This is a genomic window from Phytobacter sp. V69 (genome assembly GCF_965644215.1).
Taxonomy (GTDB): Bacteria; Pseudomonadota; Gammaproteobacteria; order Enterobacterales; family Enterobacteriaceae; genus Phytobacter.
The window spans coordinates 1-9,134 of record NZ_CBFFRL010000186.1 but is presented as its reverse complement, the minus strand read 5'-3'; the positions used below and the strand labels follow the sequence as shown (position 1 = coordinate 9,134).

The 9,134-nt window shown below is 54.5% G+C and carries 8 protein-coding genes; 2 read left to right on the top strand and 6 right to left on the bottom strand.

Annotation, left to right across the window (positions count from 1 at the left end):
* Positions 1–258 precede the first annotated feature (258 nt).
* The 5 genes from ACSZPU_RS20375 to fdnG all read right to left on the bottom strand — a co-directional run bounded on the left by ACSZPU_RS20375 (position 259) and on the right by fdnG (position 6,365).
* On the bottom strand, positions 259–984 hold the full coding sequence (locus ACSZPU_RS20375; protein ID WP_499002568.1) for a hypothetical protein: 726 nt from the start codon (positions 982–984) through the stop codon (positions 259–261).
* 134 nt (positions 985–1,118) lie between these two features.
* Positions 1,119–1,658 carry a DUF6882 domain-containing protein gene (locus ACSZPU_RS20370; protein WP_499002566.1) on the bottom strand — a complete coding sequence of 180 codons (540 nt, stop codon included), beginning with the start codon at positions 1,656–1,658 and terminating at the stop codon, positions 1,119–1,121.
* Positions 1,659–1,768: 110 nt separating this feature from the next.
* Positions 1,769–2,422 carry a formate dehydrogenase-N subunit gamma gene (fdnI, locus tag ACSZPU_RS20365; RefSeq protein WP_499002563.1) on the bottom strand — a complete coding sequence of 218 codons (654 nt, stop codon included), beginning with the start codon at positions 2,420–2,422 and terminating at the stop codon, positions 1,769–1,771.
* Positions 2,415–3,302: a formate dehydrogenase subunit beta gene (gene fdxH / locus ACSZPU_RS20360; protein ID WP_499002561.1), complete on the bottom strand. Its 888-nt coding sequence runs from the start codon at positions 3,300–3,302 to the stop codon at positions 2,415–2,417. Before fdxH ends, fdnI begins: the two co-directional genes overlap by 8 nt.
* Positions 3,303–3,314: 12 nt before the next feature.
* A complete protein-coding gene (gene fdnG / locus ACSZPU_RS20355) occupies positions 3,315–6,365 on the bottom strand; it encodes a formate dehydrogenase-N subunit alpha (protein ID WP_499002558.1) in 3,051 nt (1,016 codons plus the stop codon).
* Between the two features lie 222 nt (positions 6,366–6,587).
* On the opposite strand from fdnG, the gene ACSZPU_RS20350 reads away from it, so the two are divergent.
* On the top strand, positions 6,588–7,175 hold the full coding sequence (locus ACSZPU_RS20350; RefSeq protein ID WP_499002555.1) for a hypothetical protein: 588 nt from the start codon (positions 6,588–6,590) through the stop codon (positions 7,173–7,175).
* A 25-nt stretch (positions 7,176–7,200) separates the two neighbouring features.
* On the opposite strand, the gene ACSZPU_RS20345 is transcribed toward ACSZPU_RS20350, so the two are convergent.
* Positions 7,201–8,079, bottom strand: a complete 879-nt coding sequence (locus ACSZPU_RS20345) for a LysR family transcriptional regulator (protein WP_499002553.1) — start codon at positions 8,077–8,079, stop codon at positions 7,201–7,203.
* Positions 8,080–8,208: 129 nt separating this feature from the next.
* Here ACSZPU_RS20345 and gstA point away from each other — a divergent pair, with 129 nt between their 5' ends.
* Complete coding sequence (gstA, locus tag ACSZPU_RS20340) at positions 8,209–8,814, top strand: glutathione transferase GstA (RefSeq protein ID WP_499002550.1); 606 nt, start codon at positions 8,209–8,211, stop codon at positions 8,812–8,814.
* The last annotated feature ends 320 nt before the right edge of the window (positions 8,815–9,134 follow it).

The window sequence follows — 9,134 nt, the reverse complement described above, 5'->3', positions numbered from 1 at the left end:
CGGGCATCGTGAAAAGTCTATGTCAAAGAAAGGGTTATGTTCTCATAATTGACGATTAAATCGCACCTTCCTTAAGCCAACTGCAGTGACCTGCTTACTATGACTTAAGGCACCTCGATGTAAGTAAGCATTCAGACTTCTGCTCTTCGCTCATAGCAGACCTTCTCCGTGCCAGGCCACTCACCGTCAAAAGCAGACGTGCCACCGTTAACGTCTTTTTCCCCCAGGAGCGGGTCGCGACGCAAACGGTGGTGCCGTTTATGGGCGCATGAGCGGTTCAACACCGATCCACTTTACTGTTTGCTGGTAGCAAAGTTTAAGCGGGGGTACAGCGACCTTCTGCCCGTCGACCTCAAGATCACCGAGATGGATGGTCCATTGGGTATTCTGGTACTTGTTATAAATTTTAAAGACCACATATGCTGAACCGTAGTCATCATTATTGGTGATTCTGGGTACGTTGCGGTGCACCTCATCACTGTTGATGTCATAAGGTGAAGGTCTTGCATACTTCATATTATCCTCGGGAAAATCATAGGGATATGATGTGGTTCCAAGGAATACGTCGGGACGTGCGGCAAGGCGCTTTCCATCCCCCAGGTCGATATAGGCCTGACGGGTATCCAGCATGATGGGTACAGGTGGCACTCCCTTACTTTCCGAACGCGAAGGGCGCTGTCGCCCTTTGTTATAGGCAATCAGCTGAACATAAAATTCCGGTTCTGCTTCGGGTCCCTTTACATTGGGGAGCGTAAAGGAAGCGCGCTTCTCAGGAACATATTGACCGGGAATAGCGTGATCGTAGAGATAGCTTTCAAGAATGATCTCTTGCTTGCCACTTCGGCTATCAACACTAAATTTATGCGCGCTTTCGCAAAGATCGATATACGCAGGCCTTTCCCGTGGATAAGGAACGCAGCCACCCAACAGCGTAACGGCAAGCGTGACAGCCCCACCCCATTTAAAATGTCTGGTCAATGACATAGCAAAATCCCTAAATAAAACATTCCATAAGGGTAGCTTAGGTGAATATTGCCTGCGTTCAACCTACTAACTTTGATCATGCCTGCCTGTGTGCCCGCACGGTGTACTACGCGGTGAATGATCTCTTAAATGACTCATTGAGATACAGAGTCTTGTTTACTTATCGTCACCGGGCCATAGACCATGAACACTCGCGTCGAACCTGACGAACCACTGTATCCGCCCTGTCCCTCATTGAGGTGACAGGCAAGCGCAGTAAATCCCCAGGCATCCTCCATGGACGCGGTAATTTTGCGCGTGGTGAGTTCTTCTCTGCCGTACTGCTCGCCAAAATCGCGGACTCGGCGGGCAAATTCACCAAGGGATTCACTGACGGAAGGATGGTCCCAGCCCCACAGCCAGCTGCCGTCGTCCGTGTTGTAAGTGCCGATGACCTGCACGGAGGCCGTGACCACCAGTGCTTTTTCATCGTGAGTGAAGGTGATCGTGCCTGAATCAAGATCCACGGCCCATGACGCCTCATCCAGGCCCCACATCTCCACCGCAGCCTGCGTGCGCAACTGCATCTCGTTATTCGCGCGCGCAATCGTCAGATCGGGTTCGACAAGCGCCACGTTATCGCCGTGGGTATTCTTCTCTTTACTGCCAAAAAACTTCTTTAAGAAACCGGCCACGTAAACCTCCTGTTCTCTCATTTAACATGAAATGGCGTTTGCCATGGCCGCTTCTTGTTCTTCACGATATCCACAATAGCGACCACAGCACTGCAGCAGCCGCCATTACATCACAAAGACTTACCCTCTTGCGCCTCTTTTTCGGCAGCTTCTACGTCACGATACCAGCGTGGGTGATGCTTCTTCGCCCAGCGGCGGCTGACTTTGCCTTCAATCATGCCGGTGATTGAGCCCTTCACCCAAAACGCCATATACATATGGATCAGAATGGCGTGAATCAGCACAATTGCCGCCGTCGCGTGAATCAATAAACTCCAGCGAACAAACGTAATCGAGAAATAATGGGCAAAGTAAGGCCGCCAGATAATAATGCCGGTGACCAGCAGCACAAAAATCAGGCTCATGATACTCCAGAACATCATCTTCTGGCCTGCGTTGTATTTTCCGACCTGAGCGACTTTATGCTCGTTGCCTTTCAGTACCTCAACAATCCCTTTGAACCACGGAATATCCTGTTTATCGGGAATGTTGTGATGCACAAAACGGACAAACATAAACATTAGCAGGACGAATATCAGCACGCCGAAGAACGGGTGCAGAATGCGCCCTACCTGCGGCGTGCCGAACGTTTCCGTTAGCCATTGTAGCGTCGGAAAAAACAGCGCGAAGCCGGAAAGCGACACCAGAAAGAAACTGATCACCACCGTCCAGTGACAGGCGCGGTCAATAAATTTGGTGCGCAGGATCATCTTGCTTTTACTCATGACCGTTCTCCTCTTCGTCGTCATCCGTCTCTTTGTTAGGACCTATGCCCACGTAGTGGTAGATAAGCCCGGCAAAGGTGGCAATAAATCCGGCGGCGGAGAGCGGTTTGAGAATGCCTTTCCATAAGTTAACCGGCGTGGCGATGTGCGGATCGTTTGGCAGGTTGTGATACAGCGCAGGCTGGTCTGCGTGATGCAGAACATACATCACGTGCGTACCGCCCACGCCCTGCGGGTTGTACACACCAGCGTTGCCGTAGCCGCGTTTTTTGAGTTGCACTACGCGGTTTTCTGCCGCGTTCAGCATCTCTTTTTGGGTGCCAAACTGAATCGCCCCGGTCGGACAGGTCTTCACGCACGCGGGTTCCTGCCCAACGCTGACCCTGTCGACGCAGAGCGTACATTTGTAGACGCGATTATCGTCCGGGTTCAGCCGTGGGATGTTGAACGGACAGCCGGCAATGCAGTAGCCGCAGCCAATACAGTGCTCAGACTGAAAATCCACAATCCCGTTTGCATACTGAATAATTGCGCCGGCAGACGGACACGCTTTAAGGCAGCCCGGATCTGCACAGTGCATACAGCCATCTTTGCGGATAAGCCATTCCAGCTTGTCGTTCTGCGTGGTTTCGCTAAAACGCATCACCGTCCAGGACTTCGCGCTCAGATCGGTTGGGTTGTCGTACACGCCGTTGCAGTAGCCCACCTCGTCGCGGATATCGTTCCATTCAGAACAGGCAACCTGGCAACCTTTACAGCCGATACAGATACTGACGTCGATAAGTTTTGCCACTTCCGCGCGGAAATCCCGCGCCTGAGGCGGCGGCGTCAGCCCATTGGTCGCTGAGCGTTTGATAACATCTTGTGATTGCATAGCCATGGGTTCCCTCCCTTACGCACGCTCAACGTTAACCAGAAACGCCTTGTACTCAGGCGTTTGCGAGTTGGCATCACCGACCGATGGCGTCAGCGTGTTGGCAAGGAAGCCTTTGCGCGTTGCCCCTTCAAAACCCCAGTGACAAGGAATGCCGATCGTATCCACCGGCTTACCGTCTATCGTCAACGTCTGCAGGCGTTTGGTGACCACCGCTTTCGCTTTGATAAAGCCGCGTTTCGAGCTCACTTTCACCGTATCTCCCGCCGCAATACCCTTTTGCGTAGCCAGCGATTCACCGATTTCGATGAACTGATCCGGCTGGGCGATGGCATTCAGACGCGCGTGCTTGGTCCAGTGGCGGAACAGCTCGGTAATGGAATAGGTGGTGGCAACATACGGGAAGGTATCTGCTTTCCCCATATTGGCGATATCACCATGGAAAATACGCGCCACCGGGCTGGAGACCACCGCCGGATGCAGCGGGTTGGTGCCAATCGGTGACTCAATCGGTTCGTAGTGTTCCGGGAACGGCCCGTCGTTCATTTTGTCGATGGAGAACAGGCGCGCCACACCTTCCGGGTTCATGATAAACGGCCCGACATTACTGCCTGGCGCGGCCTGGCTGTAATCCGCCACGTCCATCCCGCCCCATTTTTTGCCATCCCAGTGCAGTAGTGCGCGCCTGGCATCCCAGGGTTTTCCGGCAGGATCGGCGGAGGCGCGGTTATACAGGATTCGGCGGTTCGCGGGCCACGACCACGCCCAGCCCGGAGTGCAGCCAAGGCCATACGGGTCACTGTTATCGCGATTTGCCATCTGGTTGCCCTGCTCTGTCCAGCTCCCGCAGTACACCCAGCAAAAGCTGCTGGTGGTACCGTCGTCACGAAGCTGAGCAAAGCTGCTAAGCTGCTGGCCTTTTTTCGCGATCAACTGCCCTTTGTCATCATAGAGATCGGCCAGCGCCATCCCGTTTGCTTCACGGGCAATCTCTTCCGGATGTGGATCGTACGGGTCTTTATAGTTCCAGTTGATGTTCATCAGCGGTGCCGGGTTCGCCCCGCCTTCCTGCTGATAAAGCTCGCGCAGGCGCATAAACAAACGTCCGAGGATTTTCGCATCGTGCAACGCTTCACCCGGTGGCTCTGCCGCCGCCCAGTGCCACTGCAACCAGCGCCCGGAGTTGGCAATCGAGCCGTCCTCTTCAGCAAAGCAGGATGACGGCAGGCGGAAGATCTCGGTCTGTATGTCTTTCGGTTTCACATCGTTCATCTCGCCGTGGTGTTGCCAGAAGTTCGATGACTCGGTCACCAGCGGGTCGATCACCACCATGTATTTCAGCTTCGAAAGCGCACGGGACGATTTGTTTTTATCCGGGAACGCCGCCAGCGGGTTGAAGCCCTGCACGATGTAGCCATTAATCTTGCCTTCCAGCATCAGCTCGGCCTGGGTCATCACGTCATAGAGACGATCCCATTTCGGCAACCAGTCGTAGCCCCAGTTGTTCTCTGCGGTTGCATGTTCGCCCCAGAAGCTTTTCATCATGCTGATAAAGAATTTTGGCGTGTTTTGCCAGTAGTTCACTTCATTCACGCCCAGCGCAGGCGGGGTGATTTGCGAAATATAGGTCTGGTAGTCCGGCTGTTTTTCAGAAGGCAGTGGCATATAACCGGGAAGATTGGTCGACAATAGGCCCAGGTCGGTATAGCCCTGAATGTTGGAGTGACCGCGCAGCGCGTTGACGCCGCCGCCCGCCATGCCAATGTTCCCGAGCAACAGTTGCAGCATACCGGCGGCACGGATGATCTGCGCCCCGGCAGAGTGGTGTGTCCAGCCCAGCGCATAGAGGATGGTTGCGGTGCGATCCGGCACGCTGGTGCTGGCCAGAATCTCGCAAATACGCGTGAAATCGGCCAGCGATGTTCCGCACAGGCGAGTGACCATTTCCGGCGTGTAGCGTTCAACGTGTTTTTTCAGCTGGTTCCAGACGCAGCGCGGATGGTTCAGCGTGTCGTCACGCAGGGCATTACCTTGCCCATCAAGCTGATAGAACCAGCTCGCTTTATCGTACTGGCGTTTTTTCGCGTCATAGCCGCTGAATAACCCGTCATCAAACTGATAGTCATCGCGGATAAGCAGGCTGGCGTTGGTGTAATGGCGCACGTATTCATGCTGCACGCGGTCATTTTCCAGCAGATAGCGGATGACGCCGAGCAGGAACGCGGTGTCTGACCCCGCGCGGATGGGCGCATAGAGATCGGCAACGGCGGCGCTGCGGTTAAAGCGCGGATCGACCACCACCACCGTGGCGTCATTTTTGGTCTGCGCTTCCACCACCAATTTAAAGCCCACCGGGTGTGCCTCTGCGGCGTTGCCGCCCATGATCAGCACCACGTTGGCGTTTTTAATATCGACCCAGTTGTTAGTCATCGCGCCGCGACCAAAGGTCGGTGCCAGCGCGGAGACGGTCGGCCCGTGGCACAACCTTGCCTGACAGTCGATGGCCACCATCCCCAGGCTGCGGGTAAATTTACCGTCGAGAATGCCGGTTTCGTTACTGGCGGCCGAGGAGCAGAGCATGCCAGTGGTGGTCCAGCGGTTGACGGTCTGACCCTGCCCATTCTTCTCGATAAAGTTCGTATCGCGGTCATCTTTCATTAACCGTGCAATCCGGTTAATGGCCTCATCCCAACTGATACGCACCCATTTATCTGCACCCGGTGCGCGGTATTCGGGGTACTGCAGGCGAGTCTCTGCGTGGATATAATCCAGCACGCCTGCCCCTTTCGGACACAATGAGCCACGGCTAACCGGATGGTCCGGGTCGCCTTCAATGTGGTAGATGTTCTCTTTGACGTTTTTGGCGGTATCGCCAAGGCTGTACATCAGCATGCCGCAGCCCACTGAACAGTACGTACAGTTATTACGCGTCTCTTTTGCTTTTAAGAGTTTGTATTGACGGGTTTCCGCGTGAACGGAAAAAGATGATAAAAATCCGAGAGATGCAACAGTGGTTCCTGCCATACCGCCCGCGCAGATTCGAAAGAACTGCCTCCGGCTGAGCTCCATGTGTCCTCCAGCTTAAACTTAAGACATGAAAAGGGATGCAAAGTATAGGGTCAATTCGCACCGAAAACCATTACCACTATATGGTTATTGATACAGGTCAATATTTTGAATGTATTGAGGAAACGAGAAATTGATCGCCACGGGAAATGGGGGGGTTGTGTAATGCCTGTTTTCGCCTTATGACTGTTTAAAAGGATCGATACGCAAGGGAGTTATCGCGTCATGGCATTCGGATTTGTTACGCAAAAAGCGCTGGAGAACTGGCAACATGTTCCGCCTCATCTGCCACGTTTTCAGTTTCACGAACGGCACAGCGCCGTCATCCACACGCCCCACCCCGAAAAAATATTACCGCTCGTGGCCAGTTTTGAAATTCAGCAGGATGCGGTTGTCAGCGCATTGATGTCGATACGCAAACTGCCGCAAAAGCTCAGCCGCCAGAAACCGGCAAACCCCATCAGCCAGTTTGGGCTGCATAGCTTTACGCCGTTAGAAAACTCCGCCACCGAGCTTTGCTACGGGCTACGCGGGCAATTCTGGCGCAATGATTTTGGTCTGGAAGATATCCCTGATGCCCACGCCTATGCCGCGCCGCTACCGCCGGGCAATGCAAAGCTGCTGCTGCGCTATCAGTTGCAACCGCTCGCCGCCGATCGATACACGCTGTGTACGGAAACCTTTATGTACTGCCCGGATAAGTCGACACAGCTAAAAATGACGGGCTACTGGCTGGCTATCCGCGTGGGAAGCGGCTGGATCCGGCAGCGAACGCTCAGGGCGGTGAAACGTCAGTTGGAGAATATGGGTTAACCCTTCACACGTGGATATTGCGGTGTCAGTTTTCACGTTTGCGCAGCCCGGCGAGCAGCGCCTGAGTGGGCCGGGAAGCACTTCCGGCGTGTGAGCACACCAGCCCAAACTCGCGATGAATAGTGGGCGTCAGCGGCAACACGCACAGGCCACGCTGTTCTTCGGGCAGCGTGGATTCGGGTATCAGCGCAACCCCCATGCCTTCGCGCACCAGCACGCTCGCACTCATCCAGTCACGCACCGTTACCCGCACATCACTCAGCGCCAGACTCGCCTGCACCATTAAACTTTTACCATTCACCGAACAGCCGCCGGTTGCCAGAATAAAGGGCTGATCGGCCAGTTCCTCAAGCGTAATACCACGCGCTGTGGAACGCCGTGCGAGACGGTGGTTAGCGGGCAGCACCGCAACCCACGCATCCTGCCCTAATATCACCGCCGCACGTCCGGGCTCAGGGTTTAGCACCACGCCTAACTCGACGGTTCCGGCGGCCAGCCACTCTTCCACTTCTTCATCCGTGCCTTCCAGCGCCACCAGCTCAATCCCTGGGTGTAAACGCCGAAAATCCCACAGTAGCGCAGGCAACAGCGTCGAAATCACCGAAGGAAAGCTCGCCAGACGGATGCGCCCGCCGCTCAGGCCACGGCTGTCATCCGCCAGGGTGCGGATCGCGTCCAGCTGCGCCAGCATCGCCCGCGCATGATCGACCACCTGCTCGCCCAGAGCCGTTACGCCGACATGCCGCCGTTCGCGGGTGAACAGCGCAAACCCCAGCGAGGCTTCCAACTGGGCAATGGCCTGGCTTGCACCAGATTGCGTGATCCCCACGCTTTCTGCGCCACGCGAGATATTGCCGGCATCGGCGATGGCAACCAGCAGCCGCCAGTGCAGGAGGTTCATCATGATTATCAGTAGCTCAGCTAATACCTAAGAAATGGAACATTAATTTTACAGAATTACGCACGGCAAGCACAGTGCTTTACCGACCAGACAAGGTGCCACGTCATCAATGTTTAACGCCCAGGAGTTGCCATGAAGCTTTACTACGCCCCCAATACCTGTTCGCTGTCGCCGCATATCGTGTTGCGCGAACTCGATTTACCCTTCGAATTGATCAGGGTGAACAACAAAACGAAGAGAACCGCCGACGGGCGCGATTTCCTCACCATTAACCCCAGAGGGTATGTCGCGGCGTTAGAGCTGGACGACGGGCAAATCCTCACCGAAGGCCCTGTCATCGTGCAGTATCTGGCGGATATCAAACCGGAGAACGGGCTGATACCACCGGTCGGGAGCTGGGCGCGTGTGCGTCTGCAGGAGTGGCTGAACTTCATCACCAGCGAGATTCATGCCGGTTCCGCGCCGTTGTTTAATGCCGCGTTGCCCGAAGAGGCCCGGGAGATCGTGCGTACAAAGCTGTTCAGGCGCTTCGACGTTCTCCAGGACACACTTGTCAAAACAGACTATCTGGCTGGCTCTTCTTTTAGCGTTGCGGATGCGTACCTGTTCACCGTGCTGGGCTGGTGCACCTTTTTCTCTATCGACCTTAACCGCTGGCCCGCGCTGTCAGCCTTTATGACGCGTATTGAAACGCGACCTGCCGTGCAGGCGGCTTTGCGTGCCGAAGCGGCGCAGTAATTCTAAAATTGCGGGCAGCTTTTTGCCCGCCTGACAGAAGAAGATATATCTTCACAATGTGAAGAAAAGACCTTCCATTTTTCATGAAAATGTGTGTAAAAGTAAACAATTCTCAATGACGCTTAGCAGCCAAATAGTTAAGGCATACTTTATGGACAACAATGATCATATTTATGCGGAGATTAAAAAGGCTTTGCGTGAAGCCGCACCTCGCGGAAAATCGGCCGAAATGCATTTACAACTTATTAGATAGTGTCGTCACAAGATTTTAGCCCAGAGAGCGATGCATCTGATCTGGACGGCAGCGAGAAATGAGGCCG

What these genes read in the sequence shown, in the direction of transcription:
- ACSZPU_RS20375 (WP_499002568.1), bottom strand. Translation starts at nt 984, where the DNA reads ATGTCATTGACCAGACATTTTAAATGGGGTGGGGCTGTCACGCTTGCC.
- fdnI (WP_499002563.1), bottom strand. Translation starts at nt 2,422, where the DNA reads ATGAGTAAAAGCAAGATGATCCTGCGCACCAAATTTATTGACCGCGCC.
- fdxH (WP_499002561.1), bottom strand. Translation starts at nt 3,302, where the DNA reads ATGGCTATGCAATCACAAGATGTTATCAAACGCTCAGCGACCAATGGG.
- fdnG (WP_499002558.1), bottom strand. Translation starts at nt 6,365, where the DNA reads ATGGAGCTCAGCCGGAGGCAGTTCTTTCGAATCTGCGCGGGCGGTATG.
- ACSZPU_RS20350 (WP_499002555.1), top strand. Translation starts at nt 6,588, where the DNA reads ATGGCATTCGGATTTGTTACGCAAAAAGCGCTGGAGAACTGGCAACAT.
- ACSZPU_RS20345 (WP_499002553.1), bottom strand. Translation starts at nt 8,079, where the DNA reads ATGATGAACCTCCTGCACTGGCGGCTGCTGGTTGCCATCGCCGATGCC.
- gstA (WP_499002550.1), top strand. Translation starts at nt 8,209, where the DNA reads ATGAAGCTTTACTACGCCCCCAATACCTGTTCGCTGTCGCCGCATATC.